This is a genomic window from Pseudomonadota bacterium, from assembly GCA_013285445.1.
Classification (GTDB): Bacteria; Pseudomonadota; Gammaproteobacteria; order Xanthomonadales; family Wenzhouxiangellaceae; genus Wenzhouxiangella.
On record CP053448.1, the window covers coordinates 2,407,909 to 2,428,744 of the forward strand.

The following is a 20,836-nucleotide window of genomic DNA, read 5'->3' on the forward strand; positions in this document are numbered from 1 at the left end:
CCATGACCCTGTAGTACCATCGGGGCCAAGCCCGACACAGCTCACCAAACCCGATGCCGGTCAACTGCAGTTTCATCCGGCTGGTGGTCACCGCCAGCCTCATCCTCACCGCCTGCGAGCAGTCGCCGCCGAGCGAGACGCCGGGCCCGGTGCGGAAACCGAACGATACCGTAGCGACTCCGCAAAACCCGCTGGACAGCCGCTATCTGACCCCTTTCGAAACGCCGCCTTTCCACGAGATTCATCCTGAACATTTCCTGCCTGCGCTCGACGAGGCCATCAGCGCAGCAACCGAAGCCAGCAAGTCCATCGCGTCCGCTCCTTCGAAGGCAACCTTCGATAACACGATCGCGGCACTCGAACGCGCCAGCGACGATGTCAACCGCATCGCCCGAACTTTCTACGGGCTGGCTGCGGTCAGCCCCGACCCGCAACTGCACAGCATGGCCGAGCCGGTAGCGGCACGATTGGCTGCCTTTCGCAACGCCGTGTTGCAGCACAAACCGCTGTTTGACCGCGTGGCCACGGTCCATGATCAGTTACAGTCGCGGGACCTGACTCCCGAACAGCGACGCCTGACCGAGCGGACTCACCGCCAGTTCCTGCGCTCCGGCGCCCGGTTGCCGACCGAAGATCAGGCAAGACTGCGCCGCATCGAAGAAGAACTGGCCGAGCTGATCGAACGGTTCGAGCGCCAACGCCGCCAGGCAACACACGATCATGAGTTCATAGTCGAGAATCCCGAACTGCTGGAAACTCTGCCGAACGCGCTGGTGCAGCTGGCCCAGCGCAGCGCCCGCGACCGCGGACACACCAAGGGCTGGGTGTTCACCCTGCATGCCCATAGCCTGTATCCCTTCCTGCGCCATTATCCAGAGCGCAGCGATCGTCGGCAGATATACCAGGCCTGGCTGGAGCGTTTTAACGCCGAAAGTCAGAACAGCAGGCTGGCCGAGCTGAGCCGGCGCATCGCAGAAAAGCGCGCTCGTCGGGCCGAGCTGCTCGGCTATTCCAGCCACATCGATTATGAACTCGACGGCAGCATGACCAGCGACCGCCGAATGCTGCGGTCACTGCTCGATCGCCTGGCCGAAGCCGCCCGCAAACGTGCGCGGGATGAGCTTCTCGAGCTGCGCCAACTGGCCCGCGCTGACGGCATCGAGGCGCCGCTTGAGCCCTGGGACCGCTGGTACTACGCGGAACGACTGCGCGAGCGTGAGCTGTCGTTCCGGGAGGCAGACCTCCGATCCTGGTTTGTCTACGACAATGTTCGTGAAGGCGCTTTCTCAGTGGCCAATCGCCTGTGGGGGCTGAGCTTTCACCCGCGCAGCAATCTCCCGGTCTGGCACCTCGATACGGAAGCCTTCGAGGTTGAAGACGAGCGCGGCAATCATCTTGGCGTCCTTTATGTCGATGCTCTGCATCGCCCCGGCAAGCAGGCCGGCGCCTGGACTTCGACCTACCGCCCGCAGCACTACGACGACAACGAGCGTGTCGGCCCGGTCGCGGCAATCGTCGGCAACTTCACGCCCGCCCCGCCGGGTCTGCCGTCACTGCTCACGCCCGACGAAGCCCGGATGCTGTTCCACGAGATGGGCCACGCCCTGCATGTGCTGCTTTCCGACGTTCGTCACGCTTCGCTGGCGGGCACCAGCGTACCGGCAGACTTCGTTGAGTTCCCGGCCCTGCTTTTCGAGCAGTGGGCACTGGCACCGGAGATCCTGCGTGGCTATGCCTACCACCACGAGACCGGCTCGGTCATCGGTGACGACGTCGTCGAGGCGTTGCGAGCCAGTGAGCGCCTCACCAGCGGCATTGAAATGCTGGAATTTCTTGCGGCCATCGAGCTCGATCTGATGCTCCACGACACCGACAGCGGCTCCGTCCCTGATCTTGCCGCAGCCGAAGCCGCCGTGCGTGAGCGGCTGGGCCTACCCGAAGTGCTCTCGCACCGACACTATGCCGGCGGTGTCGCCGATCTGTTCGCAGAACGCCAGCGCAGCGGCGACTTTCAAACGCTGGTGGCACGCATGCTGGCGCACGACGCCTTTGCCGCCTTCAAGTCCGGTTCCCTGATTGACCGCAATCTGGCCGAACGTTTGCGCCAGGAGATACTCGCCCGCGGCAATGCCCGTCCCCCGGCCGAGTCCTGGCAGGCCTTTCGCGGCCGCAGCCCGGACCCCGCTTATCTGCTCGACGTGATCGAGTCCGGCGCCGGCGGCTGACCCTGTACGGGCCCCAACTAGATGAATACTTCGAGGCGCACTATCTCGAGTACGTAGTCTGCATGGCCAAAAATCCGGTGCTGCAGACGCAGGCAGAGCCGTTGCCCGGCCCGTTGCGCGAGGCGGTGGCCGCCGGTGAGTTGCCGCAGGCAACGCTCAGCGAGTGCGCGTATCGGCACACAGCTGGAAGCATACACGGCGGGTCATCTTCAAAGCCGACATCACGCTGCATGCGGGGCGCAAGCCCAAAGACAACCCGCGCTTCCTGGTGACCAACATCAACGGCGCTGCCCGACGGATCTACGAGCAAATCTACTGTGCCCGGGGCGATGTGGGAAACCGGATCAAGGAACTCAAAGACGGGCTGGCGATCGACCGGACCAGTTGCACCTCATCGGTTGACTGTTCGAGGTCCGCATGGCTAAGCTTACGTCGCTCCTCAAGATAGGCAGGGGAGCAACCTCAGGCGTGCCGTGCATTGACAATCGAATTGATTAGGGAGCCTCCGAACAACTCTGCGCGGAGCGCGTTTCTGTCGCAAATGCCGCAGATCGTGTGGTGCGACTCGAGTGACAGTAGCCGTAGCTACGGCCGAGGGGCGCAACGCGCGAGATGCGGCATTTGCGACGAAACCCTGCGCGACGGGTCTTTGCGGGCAACCCGCTGCGTTTCGGCTCACTCATTTGGAATGACCAAACCACGCTCGCCGAAGCCACACCGGGTCATCCCGCAAAGACCCGTCGCGCCCGCGCAGAGTTGTTCAGAGGCTCCTTAGTAAGGGGGCGAGTGCAGTTAGCGTTCGCACGCCTCGCATTGGATACAAACGCAGCAGGAGAAATAGTATGGAGAAAGTGAGACGAGCACCTGTCCGCCTGTCGCATTTGGGAGTAGCTGCGCTAAGAGCTTTGTGTGCAGCCATGCTCGTTGCAGGTCCATTACACGCGGGTGACCAAGCGCGCTTGACTATGTGCGGCTACTGCTATTCGGACCAATCCTACGAGAGTGCTGCTGAACAAAGTTCATTTAACTATTCACCTGCGATGGAAGGAGTAGACAAGGTCTATGTTCTTAATCCCGATACGGAGGACATTCGCTTTTTTGACGTCTACAGATGGTACGAGCCGGGAGGAATAGACCCGCTGTCAACGCCGAAGAAGGCTGGGCAGATCCGTGGAGCAGCTTATGGCTACTATCACGCTGACGCCGTTGCCGCACCTGGAGATCCGAACGTCGAGGCAGCGCTTCTTGAGGGACTTCTTGCCGCAAAGTCTTTCGCGCAAAATATGCTCGGCAGCGTCGATATGGGGGATATCGATCCAGGATCCAATATTAATTCGGCTCTTCACTGAATCGTGTGGGTAGCATTCATTTTCGCACCGCCTCCGGGTAGAGATCGAGGCCACCGAGGTGGAAGTAGATCGCAGCCTTGAAGCGCTCCTTGTTTCTGAACCCTCGGGCGTCGCGCTTGATCTTCTGGATCATGGTGTTGAAGCCTTCGGCGCGGGCATTGGTCGCGCCTGTGACCACGGCCGTCAGGACGCCTTCGAGATGAGCCTTGATCGTTCGCGCGACCTTCTTGACCGGCTCCAGGCGCGAGCGGATCGCCCAGTTGTACCAGTCCATCCAGGCCCGACGCGCCCAGCCTCTGACCTGGTAGTCCCACAGGCACATCGCGTGGGTCTTGATTGCCCAGGCCCGGGCGGTTTTGAGGTTGGCGGATTTGAGCGCCTGGAGACGGCCCCAGTTGTTGTCGGTCATGTTGTCGGGATGCTGCAGCCAGAGATAGCGGCTTTTGATCAGGACCGACTCGCCTTCGGCCAGCAAGGCCTTGTGCTCGGCCCGGCGAACCTTGTCGACGGCATCGCCGAGATGCATGGCGACGTGGAACTTGTCGAAGGCGATCTTGTGCACCGCCCCCGGAACATGGGCCAGCGTCGAATCGATGAAAGGGCGCCACATGTCCATCGCTACCGTTCGCAAGCCTGCCAGCGCCTCGGCCGGCTGCGCCGCGTACCAGGCGTCCAGGCTCGCACGCTTGCGGTCGTCGGCGATGTGCAGCACCCGATCGCCGCTGCTGATCACCGTCACATACTGGTGCCGGCGCTGAAACGCCGTCTCGTCGATGCCGATCGCGTCCGGAAAGTCCTGCGTCCGCCGCGCCAGACCCCGCGCCACCGCGCGCTCCTGCACGCCGCTGACCGCCGACCAGCTCAAACCGAGTCGCTCGGCAACCTCCGAGATCGTGCCGATCTTGAGCCAATCGATCACCAGCGCCTCGAAAAGCGCCGTCAGTCGAGAGTTGTTCTCCGCCCACGGCACCGGCAGCTGATGAACGCCGTGCTCGGGACACCGAAGCCTCGGCACCTGCGCGACCAGCCAGGTCTTGTACTGGCAGGTGTCGAGATGCCGCCACTTGCGCTCGCGGGTGTCGTAGCCCGAACAGGCCGCACCGCACTGCGGGCACGCCAGATCCGAGCCGGAGTGCCGAATATGGACCGTCACGCCGGTGCCGGGCAGGTCGACTTCCACCTCGGACACCTCCCAGGGCGCCTGAACGCCGAGAATCTGGCGGTAAAGCTCGCGGTCGTGCATGAAACTGGACTCGAATCGGGGCCAGCCGGTAGCCTATCCGAACCGGTCAACCCACACAAAACCGGGAAGAGCCATTAATTCCGCCATAGATCTGATCGGGCCTAGAGATTCGGCTGCCGGCTTGAATCGCAATGCGCTCTCAAATGCTCTGAATAACTACTATAACGCTGCATGGGCAGAACAAGTATTTGCTTTGTCTGACTTAGGAAAGCGCTTCGTAGACAAGATACTAGCTAAAAGCCAACTGCTCAATGGTGCCGTAATAACTATTACGTTTGAGGATGGCACAATTATCCACGTAAAGCTTAATGGTGTGGCAGAAGGACTTGACGGCGGTCCAATGTTGATGGACCTGGATGTTCTTCAGGCAACCGCGCAAGGGCCAGGATTGCCATCTGTGCCACTATCGGAAGGGCAATTCAGCGACTTTTCCTATAACGGGAGTCCAGTTACGGTTCAGGATTTGATAAATCTGGCTCGTCGGTACGGTATTCCGGTTACTGGTGCAGGCGGTGGTGATGGGGGGGACACCATGGAATGTGAGGTACAAGGTGATACGATTCGCTGCACCGTTTCCGGTAGTTCCTATTGAGTTAGGGAGCCCCTGAACAACCCTGCGCGGGCGCTCAGCGCAGGGTTGTTCAGAACTTCCCTAATCGATATCGATGACCCGGGCGCCGCCTGAACTCCAGCGCGGATCGTGGGCCGCTTCGACGCGGTTGCTGGCGCGGTCCCACATGACTGCGTGCATGTTGCCCCAGGGCCGCGCGCGCCTGGTCACCTTATGGCCGAGCGCCTCGAGTGCGGCGATCTGTTCGGGTGCAAGCGCCCCCTGCTCGACCGAAATCTCGTCGGGCAGGTACTGATGGTGAAAACGCGGCAGCGAAACCCAGCTGTCCGGACCGTTGCCGGAAACAAAATCGAGAATGCCAAGCAGCACCATGGTGATGATGCGGGATCCACCCGGAGTGCCCAGAACCGCCACCCGGTCCCCGCCGCGAACGATGGTTGGGCTCATCGACGAAAGCATGCGCTTGCCCGGCTCGATCCTGTTGGCGGCAAAGCCGATCAAACCATAAGCATTCGGCTCACCCGGCGCGGCGGCAAAATCGTCCATTTCATTGTTGAGCAACACGCCAGTCCCGGGCGCCACGAAGGCGGCCCCGAACGGCAGGTTGACCGTCAGAGTCGCCGATACCAGGTTGCCCTCGGCGTCCATCAGCGAGAAGTGCGTCGTGTTGTTGCTTTCGGTATTCATGCGGGTCGGATCCGCGGCCAGCAGCGACGACGGAGTGGCCCTGTCCAGGCGCAGCGAGGCGCGCAGTCCAGCGGCGTAGTGCGGGCTGAGCAGCATGTCGACCGGCACATCAAAAAAGTCGGGGTCGCCCAGGTACAGGGCGCGGTCACGGTAGGCGCGTCGCATGGCTTCGGCCAGCAGGTGAACTCGGGTCACATCGTCCATTGCTGCAACATCGAATGCCGCGATGATATTGAGCATCTGCGCGATGGCGATGCCACCAGAGGACGGCGGCGAGGCGGTCAGTAGCTCATAGCCACGGTACCGGGCCCGAATCGGGGCGCGCTCGACAACGCGATAAGCGTCAAAGTCCTCGCGGGTCCAGATCCCGCCGGCTGCGCGAACCCCCCTGATCATTTGGTCGGTGAGCTTGCCGCGGTAGAAAACCTCAGCGCCATGCTCGGCAATGCTGCGCAGGGTCCGGGCCAGGTCGGGCTGGCGAATGATATCGCCGAGCGCCGGCACCTTGCCCGACGGCATGAAGATGGCGGCCGTTTCCGGCCAGCGCTGCAGAACCGGAGCACGAAAATTGATCAGCGTCTGATACTTGGCGTCGACCGGAAACCCGTCTTCGGCCAGTCGGATGGCCGGAGCCAGCAGTTCGTCGAGCGGCAGACTGCCCCAGTTTGCGGCGATGTGCTCCCAGGCAGCGGGTGCCCCGGGAATACCTGCCGCCAGCGGCCCATTGATTGCCAGGTCGCGGTCGACCGCGCCAGCGTCATCGAGGTACATGTCTGCATGCGCCTGGCCGGGCGCGGTTTCGCGACCGTCGACCATCACCGCGTGTTCGTCTGCGGCGCGATAGAGCAGCCAGAAGCCGCCGCCGCCAATCCCGGAGGATTCGGGTTCGACCACGGCCAGCGCTGCCGACACCGCAACTGCTGCATCGAACGCATTGCCGCCCTTCTCGAGGATATCCGCGCCGACCCCGGTTGCCAGTTCGTGGGCCGTGGCAATGGCGGCGCGGCCGGGCCGATCCCCGGCAAAGGCCAGCGCGGCCGTCAGTGACCACACGGCAAACAGCGTGAACCCGAGATGACGCATCAGCAATTCTCCAGACAGAATCATGGCCGGACCGGAGGGCGTGATCCTCAGCTCATTTGGGTGTAGCGGTCGCGCAGTGCCCGGGCAACGCGCGGGTGCACGAACTGGCCAACATCACCCTGCAGACGCGCAACCTCCTTGACCAGCGTCGAGGAAATGAAGCTGAACTGCTCGGCCGGCGTCAGAAAGACCGTCTCGACCTCGCGGATCAGATGCCGATTCATCGACGCAAGCTGGAATTCGTACTCGAAGTCCGAGACCGCTCGCAGACCGCGCAACAAGACGCCGGCATTGCGCTCGCACACGAAATGCGCCAGAAGATTATCGAAGCCGACGACCTCGACATTGTTCAGGCCCTCTTCCCCGAGGACCTTCCAGGCCAGTTCAATGCGCATATCGAGACTGAAAGCCGGCTGCTTGTGCGGGCTTTCGGCGATGGCCACAATGATTTTCCGGTACAGCCGCGCGGCGCGCGCGATCAGATCGGTGTGGCCGTTGGTCATGGGATCAAACGTGCCGGGATAGACGGCAAGACCATAGTCAGGCTTGGGCATCACAGGCTGCTCGAGCTGAACGGAGGCGTATTATAACGCCGCTGCTTCACCGTACCCGAGCAGCATCAAGCGTACCCCGCCCAAACACTTGTTGCGCAGAACTACGAATGGGGTGCCAGGGTCCGGCTCGACATCGCGTGAGGGCAGTTCGAGATAAACACGTGCGCCGGGCGAGAGCCGAGGCCCTGCCGAGAGCAGATCCAGCACGCGCAACTGGAGCGATCGATCGAACGGGGGATCGACAAATACGAGGTCAAAGCTGCGGTGATCAATGCCCAGCCAGCGCAGCGCGTCGGCCTGTGCCACTTCGCCTCGCTCGCCCCCGGGCCATTGAGCAAGTCGCGTTTCGAGCGATGCGGCCAGCTCGCGGTCACGCTCGACAAAGACCGCTTCGGCGGCGCCGCGAGACAGCGCTTCCAGCCCCAGCGCGCCAGTTCCCGCAAACAAATCAAGGCAGCGCGAGCCACGGATGACCGGCTGTAGCCAGTTGAACAGGGTTTCACGCACCCGGTCCCCGCTGGGACGCAACCCGGCCCGATCCGGAACCGTTAGCCTTCGCCCCCGCCACTGCCCGCCAATTATCCGGATCTTTCCGCTCATGACGGTGATAGCATACCGACTCGACAGGCTGCCGGCAGCCATTTGGTAATTCCTGGACCCAACCCCGAACGCCACTTCACATGTTTTCCATCTTCAAACGCAAGAAAACCGGTCAGGGCGTTGAGAGCACCCAGGTTCGTCCGGCTGAATCATCGGGGGTCGACCCACTCGAACAGCGCCTTGCGCGCACGCGATCGAGCCTGGGCGGGCTGTTCGGACTGATCGGCTCTGCCGAGAGAATCGACGAGGCACTGATCGAAGAGATCGAGACCACCCTGCTGACCTCCGATACCGGGGTAGCTGCGACCACCCGCATCATCGAGCGCCTGCGCCAGGCCATCGACCAGGGCATCATCAGTGGACCGTCACAGATTCTGCCGGCGGTACAGGCCGAGCTCTACGACCTGATCGAGCCCTGCGAGCAGTTCCTTGCCGTTGATCCGGACAAACAACCATTTGTCATTCTGATGGTCGGCGTCAACGGGGTGGGCAAGACCACCACCATCGGGAAGCTGGCGCGGCGATACCTGGATGAAGGCAAGTCGGTGATGCTCGCAGCAGGGGACACCTTCCGCGCCGCAGCGGTCAAGCAGCTTCAGGTCTGGGGCGAACGCAACGGCGTCCCGGTGGCAGCACAAGCCTCGGGCGCTGATACGGCCGCCGTCATCTATGACGCCCTGCATTCGGCAAAGGCCCGGGGCATCGATGTACTGATCGCCGACACCGCCGGGCGCCTGCACACTCAGGCCAATCTGATGGCCGAGCTGTCGAAGATCGTTCGCGTGATGAAGAAGATCGACCCCGAGGCACCGCATGAAACCATGCTGGTCGTTGACGCTGGCACCGGGCAGAATGCACTGGCCCAGGCGCGCCAGTTCAACGAAGCAGCCAATCTCACCGGCATCACCGTCACCAAGCTTGACGGCACGGCACGAGGCGGCGTGCTGTTCGCCATTGCCCAGGAGCTGAACATCCCGATCCGCTTTATCGGCGTTGGCGAATCCGTGGCTGATCTCAGGCCCTTCGACGCCGGCACCTTCGTGCACGCCATCCTGCCGGTCGAATAGGTGAATCGGGCCGGAGGCCGCAGCCCCTGAGGATCATGTCAGCCGCCGAGCCGAATGCGCCGTTTGCCAAACGCCTGCTCGACTGGTGGCACACCCATGGTCGCCGCGGCCTGCCGTGGCAGCAAGACCAGTCGCCCTACCGGGTCTGGGTCGCGGAGATCATGCTGCAACAGACCCAGGTCGCCACGGCCATACCGTACTTCGAGCGGTTCATGGCCGTCTTTCCAGACCTTGAATCGCTGGCCGGCGCGGATATCGATGACGTCCTCGCCCAATGGTCAGGTCTGGGTTACTACGCCCGGGCACGCAACCTGCACGCTGCGGCCAGACGGTGCATGGAAACTCACGATGGCGCGCTGCCGGAAGACGCGGACCGGCTTCGGGCTCTGCCGGGCATCGGCCCGTCAACGGCCAATGCCATCATCGCCCAGGCTTTCGGCCGCCGCGCCCCAATCCTCGACGGCAACGTCAAGCGCGTGCTCGCGCGCCACGCCGGCATCGAGGGCTGGCCGGGTCGCTCGGCGGTGCTGAAGCGCCTCTGGCGGGAGGCCGACAGACGAACACCCAAGGGGCAGGCCGGCGCATACACCCAGGCCATCATGGATCTTGGAGCGACCGTGTGTACGCCGCGCGGCGCCAGTTGCGCGCACTGCCCCGTCGCCGGGGACTGTGTTGCGCTGGCCCAGGATCGCGTCCGGGCACTACCCGCACCGCGTCCCACGCGCCAACGGCCGGTCAAACACACGCTGATGTTCCTGGTGCGGGATCGGCGCGGTCGGGTACTGCTTGAGCGGCGGCCACCGAGCGGCGTGTGGGGCGGGCTATGGTGTCTGCCCGATCAACCGCTGGCGCAGCAGCCACCCGCCACGCAAGCCGAGATCATTCGCCATCAGTTCACCCATTTCGAGCTGACGATTCATCTGCACCGGAAAACCACCCTCCCGAAGACAATCGCGGACCGGCCCCAACGGGCGTGGTTCAGCCCAATGCAGGCCCTGGATCTGGGTCTGCCTCGTCCGGTGCGCTCGATTCTGGAGTCTCTCTGAGATCGAACCCTCCGGGGAGGGGCTGTGCAATCGCCGCTAAACAACGCCAGCAGCGCTCCCGGGTCGATTAGACTTGCAGACTGTGACCACCTGATCGGGTTTGCCGATGTCGCGTACCGTCCATTGCAGCTATCTTGACCGCGAAGCCGAGGGCCTGCCACGCCCGCCCCTGCCTGGCCCGCTCGGCCAACGCATCTATGAGCACATCTCGAAACCCGCCTGGCAGCGCTGGCTGGCACACCAGACCATGCTGATCAATGAAAAGCGGCTCAGTCCCCTCGACCCGGAACATCGCCGCTATCTGGAGCAGCAGGCCGAGGCGTTTCTGTTCGGCGGTGAAGTCGACCGCGCCGAGGGCTACACTCCGCCCGAAGAATCTTCGTCCTGATCGGCCGATTCGACCACGACATCCTCGCGCGGCTCGACGACTTGCTCGCGCCTTGCAGCCAGCTCTTCCTCGACGGCTTCCATATCCACGCGGCGAACGGCCTGCACCTGACACACCCGGCTGTCGACCGCAACGCTGTCAAAGCGCGACAGCCGTCGCGGCTGCGCCGTTTCCAGTCGCAGCGTCATCGCAGAGGGAAGTTCGAAGCTGCACGGGCCGGTGACTTCGAGCAGGTAGTGACGGCGCCCGTCCAGCTCCAGGACAACACCGTGATAGCCGGCGCTGTGCCAGCTGCGAATGCTGGAATAACGCACCGGTTGCTCATGGGCGCCGGCATGGCGCTGGTAGACCGCGCTGACCGCATCGGTGGAAAGCCGATCGCCGGACGCCGCGCAGCCAATAACGAGCATCAAAACAACAAAAACAGACAGTGCTTTCATTCGTTTACCTCCTTGTTTTTGTTTGGCAGGATCGGCTCCAAATGGTTCCGCATCGTGCGCGGTTCACACCGGCTTGCCGGGGGCGGAGCGCCAGGCCCGCGAAGCCGGCGCGAGAGAAATGCCCGCGCACCCGCCGACCCACGGGCAGTATGGGTCTTGATGCGGATGCAAATCAGGAAACCGGGCGCTCAGTCTGCCTGAAGTTCTTGCGCCATCAGGAACAACCAAGGCCCCCGCCAGAGTGGCGGAGGCCTGCCCGCAGCAATCGGGTCAATAGTCGGACAGCAGTCTGCACCGCCCCACAGGAGCTTCTTGCGCACCGTAGATGATGGTGTCGGGCGGGTAGACTTCGAGCTTGAATTTCGTCGCGTACTGCTGAACGAAATCGACGATCCACACATGGGAGCCGTGCGCCAGCCAGAACTGATGCCCCATCTGAGTGGCACAGCTGTTGTGCTGAGATGGTGGACAGTCATCACAGGTGGCCAGTACCTGACTGGCAGCCGCCACTCGTTGCCATGAAAGGCCGAGAACAACCATCAACAAGAGCGCACAGGGCCAGAAACGTCTGTCTACAGCCATTATCTTTCTCTTATTTATCAAATAGTTGAACACGCAACCCCTTCCCTAAGGCAATTCGAGTAAGTCGAACCAGCTTGTCAAGGGAGCCTCTGAACAACTCTGCGCAGAGTTGTTCAGAGGCTCCCAAGAACCGTGCGGCTGGTTGACTTTCGCGACCAAAAACGGTTTAATGACCGGCTTTCCGGGCAGGCCCGGAAATGACTGCGATCTGCCGGATTTCAAGGCCAGGTAGCTCAGTTGGTAGAGCAGGGGACTGAAAATCCCCGTGTCGGCGGTTCGATTCCGTCCCTGGCCACCATTTCCCGACTCTGACCTGCGCGCCAGTGCATGCCGAACCGCTTTTCCGGTCCTGATGCCAACAAGCCCTTTTTTGCCAACGCGCGTGCCTGGGTGGCGCACCGTGCCCTGGATGAAGCGGCATGTGACCTCAAGAGCCGCCTGGAGGCGGAACTCTTGCTGGCTTTCGTGCTCGGCCGCAGCCGGGCCTGGCTCTATGCCCACGGCGATGCTGCGCTCAGTGCCGATCAGGCCCGGCGCTTCGCTGAACTGGTCGACAAGCGGTCAGCCGGCCGCCCGATTGCCTATCTACTCGGGCAGCGCGAGTTTTACGGTCGCCAGTTTCAGGTCGACGACGCTGTCCTGATACCGCGGCCCGAAACCGAGTTACTGATTGAACTGATCCTTGATCTCCCCCTGCCCGATAACGCACGAGTTGTCGATATCGGCACCGGCTCGGGCTGCATCGCGCTGACGCTCGCCGCCGAGCGCCCGAACTGGCAGGTTACGGCGACAGACATCTGTCTGGAAGCGCTGGCGGTGGCCGAACGCAATCGCCAGGCACTGCGCCTTGAGTCGGTTCGCCTGCTCGAAGGCGACCTGTACCAGCCGCTGCGCAGTCAACAGTTTGACCTGGTCGTTTCCAATCCACCCTACGTGGCCGATGGCGATCCCCATCTCGAACAGGGCGATCTGCCCAGCGAACCCCGCCTGGCGCTGAGCTGTCCGGATCGCGGCACAGCGATTCTCCGGCGCCTGGCAGACGGCGCGCATGAGCATCTGCTGCCCGGCGGCTGGCTGCTGGTCGAACACGGCCATGACCAGGCCGCCTTCGTCATCGAGCTGCTGCACCGAAGCGGATTTGAACGGGTAAGGTCGGTGGATGATCTGGCCGGCATTGCCCGGGTTGCGCTCGGGCTCAGGCCGGGCCAGCGCTGACAGCGGCATATCGCACGCGGGCGCGCACTACGAACATTCACGTATCGCGCCGGCTGAAAAAGCAGGCTAAGCTGCAGGCCAGTCAGCCTATCGCGAGATACTTTCATGTCACCTGCCGTCCTGCTTCGACTGGCCATCATTGCTGTGTTTGCCGTCGCGATCGCGGCCTTTTTCGTATTCGATCTGACGCAGTACCTGAGCCTGGAAGCGCTGCGCGAGCAGCGCGACGCGCTGCTTGCCTTTACCGAACAGAACCTGATGTTGGTCGTTGCGGTCTATATGGCCGTCTATATCGTGATGGCTGCACTCTCGGTTCCCGGCGCCGCCGTACTGACGCTCGCCGGTGGCGCCCTGTTCGGTCTGCTTGTCGGGACTGTCGCCGTGTCGTTTGCCAGCACCATTGGCGCCACTCTGGTCTTTCTGGCCGCACGCTTCCTGTTTCGGGACTGGATCCAGAAGCGTTTCAGCAAACGCCTGGCCAGGATCAATCGGGGCGTGGAAAAGGACGGCCCGTTTTACCTGCTGGCGCTCAGGCTCGTGCCGGTGTTTCCCTTCTGGGTGATCAACCTGATCATGGCGCTGACGCCGATTCGAACCTGGACGTTTTTTTGGGTCAGCCAGCTGGGTATGCTGCCGGCCACCCTGGTTTACGTCAACGCCGGGACCCAGCTGGCGCAAATCGACCGCATGGGCGATATTCTTTCGCTCGAGCTGATCGGTGCATTTGCCCTGCTCGGACTGCTGCCGCTGATCCTGCGCTGGCTGTTGCGCTTCCTTCAGCGACGCAAGGTCTACGCCGGGCACAATCGACCGAAACGCTTTGACTACAACCTGATCGTGATCGGTGCCGGCTCGGCCGGGCTGGTATCGGCCTATATCGGCGCCACGGTGCGGGCCAGGGTCGCCCTGATCGAAAAGAATCAAATGGGGGGTGACTGTCTCAACACCGGCTGCGTGCCGTCGAAGGCCCTGATTCGCACCGCGCGAACCCTGGCCGAGGTGCGCGACAGCAAGCGCTATGGCGTGGCCGAGGCAAGCGCCCGGATCGACTTTCGCGAGGTCATGGAGCGCGTTCACGAAATCATTCGCCGCATCGAGCCACACGACTCGCGCGAGCGCTACGAGGCGATGGGCGTGGACGTGATCCAGGCCGAGGCAAAGCTGGTCTCGCCGTGGGAGGTCGAGGCCGGCGGCCGGCGCTTGAGCGCCCGCGCCATCGTGCTAGCCGCTGGAGCCGAGCCGCTGGTGCCGCCCATCGAGGGGCTTGAACAGGTCGATTACCTGACCAGCGACACGCTGTGGGATCTGGATGTGCTGCCCGAACGCCTGGTCGTCCTCGGCGGCGGACCAATCGGCTCCGAGCTGACCCAGGCGTTCGCCCGACTGGGGTCAGAAACCACTGTCGTCGAGATGGCCGACCGCCTGCTGCCGCGCGAAGATGCCGAGGCCGGGGAGCTGCTCGCCGAGCATCTTGAGCGGGACGGTGTGCGGGTGGCTGTCGGCCACAAGGCGCTGCGGGTCGAAACGACACAAGGAGGTCAGCGCCTGTTTTGCGAACACGCGGGTCGGGAGGTCGCCTTCGACTTCGACCGTCTGCTGGTCGCGCTGGGGCGGCGCGCCCGCGTTCGTGGCTACGGCCTGGAAACGCTGGGTGTGCGGCTCGATGAGCGCGGCACCATCGAGACCGATGGTTTCCAGCGCACCAACTTCCCCAATGTCTACGTCTGCGGCGACGCTGCCGGCCCCTATCAGTTCACGCATGTCGCCGCTCACCAAGCCTGGTCGGCAGCGGTCAACGCGCTGATCAGCCCGCTGTGGTCCTTCCGCACCGATGACCGGGTCATTCCCTGGGTGACTTTCACCGACCCGGAAGTGGCCCGCGTGGGCCTGAGCGAGGACGAGGCGCGCGAGCGGGGAATCGACTACGAGCTGACCACCTACGGCCTCGACGATCTCGACCGGGCCATCGCCGACAGCGCCGACTACGGCTGTATCAAGGTGCTGACGGCACCCGGCAAGGACCGCATTCTTGGCGCCACCATCATCGGTGCGCATGCCGGGGAGATGCTGCCCGAATTCGTGCTGGCCATGAAGCATGGCCTGGGGCTGAACAAACTGCTGGGCACGATCCACGTCTATCCGACCTTCAGCGAGGCCAACAAGTTTGCCGCGGGCGAATGGAAGAAGGCGCACCAGCCAGAGACCGCGCTGCGCTGGGCGGAGCGCTTTTTTCGCTGGCGACGCGGCAGTTGATCTTGCCGCTTGCTCCGCGGTTGTTTGCAGGTACACTGATGGTTGGGCTGGTGGCCGTCTGCGTTGACGGTGCCGGCCTTTTGTTCATACATCAATGACCTGCAGGTACAGACATGAGCGCCCGACCACCAATCATTATCTCCACAATGGATCTCCACCGCCTGGAGAAGCTGTTTGAGGATCAGCCGGCCAACAGTTTTGCCGGGATGGCCGAACTGGAGGCCGAATTGGTGCGCGCCCAGCTGGTCGAACCGGCCGCGATACCGGCGGATGTGGTCAGCATGAACTCGAGCGTCCGCTTCTCGGTTGATGGACAGGAATATGTCCGCACCCTCGTCTACCCGGCTGCCCTGAACGACACCGATCAACAGATCTCGGTGATGGCGCCGGTCGGCAGCGCACTGCTGGGTATGCGCGAAGGCAGCAGTATCGACTGGCCACGCCACGGCGGCGGCAGCATGAACGTCAACATCGATCAGATCATTTACCAGCCTGAACGCGAGGGGCAATTCCATCGCTGATCAGCCGGTTGTGATGGCGCTGAGCATCATCGTGCCGCTGGGCGGCGACGATACCCTTGGCCGCGAGCTACTGAACCTGCTGGACAAAGCCTGCGCACATCACCAGGTCATCGTCTCGACGACAGTAACCTGCTCATCAAAGCTGCCCGCTCGGGCACTGCGGATTTCCGGCCCGGCCGGTCGCGGCCGGCAGCTCAACCGGGGCGGACGGGCCGCATGCGGCCACTGGCTATGGTTGGTCCACGCCGACAGTCAGCCGGAGCCGGACGCTTTGACGGTGGTGGAGCGGTTTATCGGGCAAAGCCAGGATGCGCTGGGCTATTGCCGGCTGCGCTTTCTGCCCGATGGCCCCGGCCTGGTCCGACTCAATGCATGGGGCGCCAATCTCCGTTCCTGCCTGCTGGGCCTGCCTTACGGCGATCAGGGCCTGTGCCTGCCCCGCAGCTGGTTCGAGCGGCTGGGCGGGTTTCGCGAGGACCTGGCACGTGGTGAAGACCTGGACCTGGTGGTTCGCGCGCGTCGGGCCGGGCTGCCGATACGCGCCATCGCTACGACTCTTGCCACCAGCGCGCGCCGTTACCGCCAACAGGGTTGGCTGCGCACCACCCTCAGCCACCAGCTGGCTGCCTGGCGCCTGATTCGGGCCGCGCGCCGCTCACAACCGCCGGGGGCGCCGTGACGGCCATCGCGATCTTCGTCAAGACGCCGGGCCTGTCGCCGGTCAAGACCCGTCTGGCAGCGACTCTTGGCACAGAGCGCGCCGAGGCGCTCTACCGGCAGTGCGCCGCCGCGGTCGCGGAGGTCGCTTGCGATGCAGGCAAGCATGTCTACTGGGCGATCGCGGAGCCAGCGGATCAGGCTGCCGAACATTGGCCGGACTTCGCCCATATCGACCAGGGAGCTGGCGGTCTGGGCGAACGCATGCACCGCGTGCTGTCCACGCTTGTGGAGCACCATGGCGCCGGCCTGCTGCTCGGCGCCGACGCCCCGCAGCTCCAACCCGAAGTGCTGCGTCGTGCGGCTGCATGGCTGCAGAGGAATCACCCCGCGAGCGTCCTTGGCCCGGCAAGCGACGGTGGTTTCTGGACCTTCGGCGCCAACCATGTTCCGGACCTGTCCTGCTGGACACGAGTCTCTTACAGCCACCCTGATACCCTATGGCAATTCCGGCAGTCCATTGGAGCCGACATCGAATGCCTGGAGCTTCCGATACTCACCGATCTCGACACGCAAGACGACACAGCACGGGTGGCTGCGGAACTGGCACAGCTCCCCCAACGCCTGCCCCGACAGAACCAACTACTGGATATGCTCGTAGAATCGAAGCACGCGTAGGTCGGGGTCGCATCCCCGACGGACGACATTTCAACCTTGAACACACGTCGCTACACGTGCACAGATCCACTACGTCGTCCGTCGGGGATGCGACCCCGGCCTACGCAGACTCCGATCCACGCGTGGCGCAGCCGCACTGACCCCTGAGTCCTGCCGTGCAACACGAACCCCTCATCCGCGTTACCATCTTCCTCGCCACCCTCGCCCTGCTGCTGATCATCCAGCGCCTGTGGCCAGCACGCGGCGACGGCCGCTGGTCAATGCGGCAACTGACCAATGCCTTGCTGGTCGTGATCGACACCCTGGTGCTGCGCCTGGCCTTTCCCGTGCTGACCGTGGTCCTTGCAATGCAGGTGCACGGCTGTGGCCTGTTCGGCGCTCTGGCCTGGCCGGCCTGGCTGGAGATCCTGGTGGCGGTGCTGATCTTCGACGTCGCCATCTACTGGCAGCACCGACTCTTCCATATCATTCCCTTTTTCTGGCGCATGCACCGCGTGCATCACGCCGACACCGCCTTCGACGTGACCACCGGCGTGCGCTTCCATCCCTTCGAGACGACGCTGTCGATGGGCATCAAGCTCGGGCTGGTCTGGCTGCTGGCGCCGCATCCGTTGGCCGTGCTGATCTTCGAGATCCTGCTGTCGGCCGGCTCGCTGTTCACCCACGCCGACTTCCGTTTTCCCCCGGCGCTGGACCGGCGCCTGCGCTGGTTGATCGTCACGCCATCGATGCATCGCGTTCATCACTCGACCTGGCGGCCGGAAACCGACAGCAATTACGGCTTCCACCTGTCGGTCTGGGACCGCATCTTCGGCAGCTACACTCCCGCGCCACGGCAAGACGAGCGCAGCATGCCGATCGGCCTCGATCGCTTCCGCTCCAGGCGGGAACAATCCCTGCTGCAACTGCTGATCAATCCATTCCGTTCCCGAACCGACACGGACAGACACTCGGAAACAAACACGGGGAAAGACGATGCGTGACGCCTGGCCGCTGCTGCAAAAGACCGGCTTCCCGGCCATCGCCCGAGAGCGACTGGATACGCTGCAGATGAACCTGGGCTACCTGTGCAATCTCGCCTGCCTTCACTGCCACGTCAATGCCGGACCCAATCGAAAGGAACTCATGGACCGGGACACGATGGTCTCGGCGCTGGCAGTAGCCGATCGTTTCGGCGCAAGGACTCTCGATCTGACCGGCGGTTCGCCGGAAATGAACCCGCACTTTCGCTGGCTGGTTGACGGTGCCCGGGCAGAAGGCCTGCACGTCATGGATCGGCTCAACCCGACGATCATGAACGAGCCCGGCTACGAATGGGTCGGCGATTTCCTGGCCGGACACGAAGTCGAGGTCATCGCCTCCCTGCCCTGCTATTCGAAGGAAAACGTCGATGCCCAGCGCGGCCGTGGCGTGTTCGAATCGTCGATCAGCGCGCTCAAACGGCTCAATGTGCTCGGCTACGGCCGGCCAGGATCACGGCGCGTGCTGAACCTGGTCTACAACCCCCTGGGCCCTGCACTGCCGCCGCCACAGGACGCGCTGGAGCGGGACTACAAAACGCTTTTGAGAAGCGAATTCGGCATCGAGTTCAACCAGCTGTTTACCTTGACCAACATGCCGATCAAGCGATTCGGCGCCATCCTGCTGGCCAGGGGCGAATTCGACGACTACATGATGCTGCTCAAAAATGCCTATCGACGCGACAACCTGCAGGCCGTAATGTGCCGCAGCCTGCTCAGCGTAGACCATCAGGGTTTTGTCTACGACTGCGACTTCAACCAGATGCTCGGCCTGCCGCTGCAGGGCAGGCAGCAGGCCACCCATCTGGATGACCTGCTGGACGGACGCAAGCTGCCCCGTGCTATCGGCGTGGCCGACCACTGCTACGGCTGTACCGCCGGTCAGGGGTCGAGCTGCAGCGGCGCCCTGGGCGATGGTCAGTCGCGATCCTTGCCGGCCGGCACATCGGCATCGAACGCACCGGGCTCGTCCTCGCGCGTGTAGTCCTTTGGCCGGTCCTCATCAAGCGCCGCCATCTTCTTGAGAAACGGCGTGGCAATCAGGAATCCGACGGTCACCACGCCGCAGAAGATGACGATCTGGCGATAGACCTCGGGGAATTCGGAGACGCGATCCCCGCTGAACTCACCGGCCAGCAGGCCGGCCAGCAGGTTCCCCAGGGCGGCGCCAAAGAACCACATACCCATCATCTGGCTATAGTAGCTTCTCGGCGCCAGCTTGGAGGTCGCCGACAGGCCGATCGGACTCAGGCAGAGTTCACCGGTGGTGTGAAACAGGTAAGTCAGCAGCAGCCAGGTCGGCAGTACCTGTCCGCCATCCTGAATCAGCGAGGCGGCGATCCACATGAAGCCGAACCCGATGCCGAGCTGCAGGAAGCCCAGCGCGAACTTCATCGGAATCGACGGATCGAGGTTGCGTCGCCCCAGGTTGATCCACAAGGCCGAGAAGAATGGCGCAAAGATCAATATGTAGACCGGATTGAGCGACTGAAAGACCTCGGCCGGAATCACGATGCCCAGCATCTCGCGTGCCGTGTAGCGCTCGGCAAACAGGTTGAGCGACGATCCGGCCTGCTCGAAGCCCGACCAGAACAGCGCAGCGCCGATGAACAGTGCCACCAGCACCACGGTGCGCCGGCGCTCCAGGCTGGTCAGCCGGGAGTCGAGCAGCACCCGGGCAAAGAACAGCACCGCCACGATCACGATCACATACACGCTGGCTTCCGCCAGGACCTGCGCATCGAACACGACCACGCCACCGAGGCCGAGAAACGCAAGCAGAAAAATGCCGGCAGTGGCTGCATAGATGGCCCAGGCCATGAAGCGCGTCTGGCCCTGCTTTTCCGACGGCGTGGGATGCGGCTGCTTGCCGAATTCACCCAGATGGCGCTGAGTCGCGCGATACACGATCAGCCCGGCGATCATACCGATCGCGGCTGCGGCAAAGCCCCAGTGCCAGCCCATATTCACGCGCAGCAGACCGCAGATGAACGGCCCCAGCGCGGCCCCGATATTGATGCCCATGTAGTAGATCACGTAGCCGGCATCGCGGCGCGAGCCGCCATCGGGATAAAGTTCGCCGACGCAGCTGGAGATGTTGGGCTTGAGCAGGCCAGTGCCGACCACGATCAGGATCAGCCCGAAGTAGAAACCGTAGAGTTCGGGCACCAGGCCGAAACCGGGTAGAGAAAGAACGATATGACCGGCGGCGATGATGATGCCGCCGTACCAGATGGCATTCTGCTGGCCAAAGATGCGGTCTGCCAGCCAGCCGCCTGGCAGCGCGGCCAGGTAGACGCCGGCCGTGTACAGGCCGTAGATGGCCGTGGCGGTCGGATCATCGAAGCCCAGTCCGCCCTCGACCACCGCAGCGGTCATGAACAGCACCAGCAGCGCGCGCATGCCGTAGTAGCTGAAGCGCTCCCACAGTTCGGTGAAGAACAGCGTTCCAAGACCGGCCGGATGACCGAAGAACTGCTTCTGGCCCGGAACCACCGAGCTTCCCTCGTTTGTATGGGACATGTTGTCTCCTCTTGTAGGTATGGTTCTGATGCAACCCGGGGAGTTGACCAGAAATCCCCGCTTTATTCAAGCCGCATTCGTCTGGGTCATCGCGATCCAATCAACGTGATTGCGAATCAGACGCATTTCCGTTAT

21 protein-coding genes and 1 tRNA gene are annotated in these 20,836 nt (G+C 63.1%); 15 read left to right on the top strand and 7 right to left on the bottom strand.

Going from position 1 to position 20,836, the window contains the following annotated elements:
* Positions 1-53 precede the first annotated feature (53 nt).
* The 3 genes from HND55_10835 (at position 54) to HND55_10845 (ending at position 3,574) form a co-directional block, all read left to right on the top strand.
* Positions 54-2,225 (top strand): M3 family metallopeptidase, encoded by a 2,172-nt coding sequence (locus HND55_10835; protein QKK03096.1) that lies wholly within the window; start codon positions 54-56, stop codon positions 2,223-2,225.
* A 163-nt stretch (positions 2,226-2,388) separates the two neighbouring features.
* Entirely contained in the window at positions 2,389-2,673 is a 285-nt protein-coding gene (locus tag HND55_10840; GenBank protein ID QKK03097.1) for a hypothetical protein, read from the top strand.
* A 394-nt stretch (positions 2,674-3,067) separates the two neighbouring features.
* Positions 3,068-3,574 (top strand): hypothetical protein, encoded by a 507-nt coding sequence (locus tag HND55_10845; GenBank protein ID QKK03098.1) that lies wholly within the window; start codon positions 3,068-3,070, stop codon positions 3,572-3,574.
* A 16-nt stretch (positions 3,575-3,590) separates the two neighbouring features.
* Here HND55_10845 and HND55_10850 read toward each other — a convergent pair whose 3' ends face one another.
* Entirely contained in the window at positions 3,591-4,817 is a 1,227-nt protein-coding gene (locus tag HND55_10850; protein ID QKK03099.1) for an ISL3 family transposase, read from the bottom strand.
* Between HND55_10850 and HND55_10855 the strand changes: the two genes are divergently transcribed.
* Positions 4,816-5,409: a hypothetical protein gene (locus HND55_10855; GenBank protein ID QKK03100.1), complete on the top strand. Its 594-nt coding sequence runs from the start codon at positions 4,816-4,818 to the stop codon at positions 5,407-5,409. The two genes, HND55_10850 and HND55_10855, sit on opposite strands and share 2 nt — an antisense overlap.
* A 60-nt stretch (positions 5,410-5,469) precedes the next feature.
* Here the strand turns inward: HND55_10855 and ggt are convergent, their stop codons facing one another.
* Genes ggt through rsmD form a run of 3 tightly spaced genes read right to left on the bottom strand, consistent with a single transcriptional unit; the run spans position 5,470 to position 8,312 of the window.
* Positions 5,470-7,158, bottom strand: coding sequence for a gamma-glutamyltransferase (gene ggt, locus HND55_10860; protein ID QKK03101.1), 1,689 nt, complete (start codon positions 7,156-7,158; stop codon positions 5,470-5,472).
* A gap of 47 nt (positions 7,159-7,205) precedes the next feature.
* The gene (gene coaD / locus HND55_10865) at positions 7,206-7,712 is read right to left on the bottom strand and encodes a pantetheine-phosphate adenylyltransferase (protein ID QKK03102.1); all 507 of its coding nucleotides are present in this window, start codon (positions 7,710-7,712) and stop codon (positions 7,206-7,208) included.
* Positions 7,713-7,742: 30 nt separating this feature from the next.
* Positions 7,743-8,312 (bottom strand): 16S rRNA (guanine(966)-N(2))-methyltransferase RsmD, encoded by a 570-nt coding sequence (rsmD, locus tag HND55_10870; GenBank protein ID QKK03103.1) that lies wholly within the window; start codon positions 8,310-8,312, stop codon positions 7,743-7,745.
* A gap of 80 nt (positions 8,313-8,392) precedes the next feature.
* On the opposite strand from rsmD, the gene ftsY reads away from it, so the two are divergent.
* The 3 genes from ftsY (at position 8,393) to HND55_10885 (ending at position 10,813) form a co-directional block, all read left to right on the top strand.
* A complete protein-coding gene (gene ftsY, locus HND55_10875) occupies positions 8,393-9,379 on the top strand; it encodes a signal recognition particle-docking protein FtsY (GenBank protein QKK03104.1) in 987 nt (328 codons plus the stop codon).
* Positions 9,380-9,414: 35 nt separating this feature from the next.
* Positions 9,415-10,425, top strand: coding sequence for an A/G-specific adenine glycosylase (gene mutY, locus HND55_10880; protein ID QKK03105.1), 1,011 nt, complete (start codon positions 9,415-9,417; stop codon positions 10,423-10,425).
* A 106-nt stretch (positions 10,426-10,531) separates the two neighbouring features.
* Complete coding sequence (locus tag HND55_10885; protein ID QKK03106.1) at positions 10,532-10,813, top strand: oxidative damage protection protein; 282 nt, start codon at positions 10,532-10,534, stop codon at positions 10,811-10,813.
* Here HND55_10885 and HND55_10890 read toward each other — a convergent pair.
* Positions 10,783-11,253, bottom strand: coding sequence for a hypothetical protein (locus HND55_10890; protein QKK03107.1), 471 nt, complete (start codon positions 11,251-11,253; stop codon positions 10,783-10,785). The genes HND55_10885 and HND55_10890 overlap by 31 nt on opposite strands.
* Before the next feature lie 270 nt (positions 11,254-11,523).
* Complete coding sequence (locus HND55_10895; protein ID QKK03108.1) at positions 11,524-11,868, bottom strand: hypothetical protein; 345 nt, start codon at positions 11,866-11,868, stop codon at positions 11,524-11,526.
* Positions 11,869-12,057: 189 nt separating this feature from the next.
* On the opposite strand from HND55_10895, the gene HND55_10900 reads away from it, so the two are divergent.
* From HND55_10900 to HND55_10935, 8 genes are all read left to right on the top strand, one after another.
* Positions 12,058-12,133 (top strand) — tRNA-Phe (locus HND55_10900).
* A 29-nt stretch (positions 12,134-12,162) separates the two neighbouring features.
* Entirely contained in the window at positions 12,163-13,050 is an 888-nt protein-coding gene (gene prmC, locus HND55_10905) for a peptide chain release factor N(5)-glutamine methyltransferase (GenBank protein ID QKK03109.1), read from the top strand.
* A 105-nt stretch (positions 13,051-13,155) separates the two neighbouring features.
* Complete coding sequence (locus HND55_10910; protein QKK03110.1) at positions 13,156-15,303, top strand: FAD-dependent oxidoreductase; 2,148 nt, start codon at positions 13,156-13,158, stop codon at positions 15,301-15,303.
* 113 nt (positions 15,304-15,416) lie between these two features.
* Positions 15,417-15,824: a nucleoside diphosphate kinase regulator gene (gene rnk, locus HND55_10915; GenBank protein ID QKK03111.1), complete on the top strand. Its 408-nt coding sequence runs from the start codon at positions 15,417-15,419 to the stop codon at positions 15,822-15,824.
* Positions 15,825-15,837: 13 nt separating this feature from the next.
* The gene (locus tag HND55_10920; GenBank protein ID QKK03112.1) at positions 15,838-16,503 is read left to right on the top strand and encodes a glycosyltransferase; all 666 of its coding nucleotides are present in this window, start codon (positions 15,838-15,840) and stop codon (positions 16,501-16,503) included.
* Positions 16,500-17,159, top strand: a complete 660-nt coding sequence (locus HND55_10925) for a DUF2064 domain-containing protein (protein QKK03113.1) — start codon at positions 16,500-16,502, stop codon at positions 17,157-17,159. The genes HND55_10920 and HND55_10925 overlap by 4 nt, the downstream gene beginning before the upstream one ends.
* A 143-nt stretch (positions 17,160-17,302) precedes the next feature.
* Complete coding sequence (locus HND55_10930) at positions 17,303-18,142, top strand: sterol desaturase family protein (protein QKK04086.1); 840 nt, start codon at positions 17,303-17,305, stop codon at positions 18,140-18,142.
* Positions 18,135-19,163 (top strand): radical SAM/Cys-rich domain protein, encoded by a 1,029-nt coding sequence (locus tag HND55_10935; protein QKK03114.1) that lies wholly within the window; start codon positions 18,135-18,137, stop codon positions 19,161-19,163. The genes HND55_10930 and HND55_10935 overlap by 8 nt, the downstream gene beginning before the upstream one ends.
* Here HND55_10935 and HND55_10940 read toward each other — a convergent pair.
* Positions 19,097-20,701: a peptide MFS transporter gene (locus tag HND55_10940; protein ID QKK03115.1), complete on the bottom strand. Its 1,605-nt coding sequence runs from the start codon at positions 20,699-20,701 to the stop codon at positions 19,097-19,099. The genes HND55_10935 and HND55_10940 overlap by 67 nt on opposite strands.
* Positions 20,702-20,836 lie beyond the last annotated feature (135 nt).